1 pseudogene is annotated in these 278 nt (G+C 56.1%); it reads left to right on the forward strand.

Annotation, left to right across the window (positions count from 1 at the left end):
* Positions 1-70 precede the first annotated feature (70 nt).
* Positions 71-278 (forward strand): annotated as a pseudogene (locus EN859_RS37800) (hypothetical protein); the annotation flags it as partial.

Genomic DNA, 278 nt, shown 5'->3' on the forward strand with positions numbered 1-278 from the left:
ACGTTCGAAGTCAGTCGGCACCCGTCCAGATGCAACGTAACCTTTTGCCAGATGCCCCAGGAGACTGGCCTTGCTACCAAAAACAGCAATACCTGAGCTAAGCCGTGCGGGGGCCATCAATGGATCCTTCAAGCCGCAGATCGTTTTTTCCCGAGATGAGGTGAGTGGCGGACCGGCCGAAACCACTCAGAGCCAGCTGATCTTGATCGTCGAAGACGATTATCTGATCGCGCTGGACATAGAGGCCGGATTACTGGCCGAGGGCTTCTCGCTAGCAG

The sequence above is a fragment of the Mesorhizobium sp. M00.F.Ca.ET.216.01.1.1 genome, assembly GCF_004010325.2.
Taxonomy (GTDB): domain Bacteria; phylum Pseudomonadota; class Alphaproteobacteria; order Rhizobiales; family Rhizobiaceae; genus Mesorhizobium.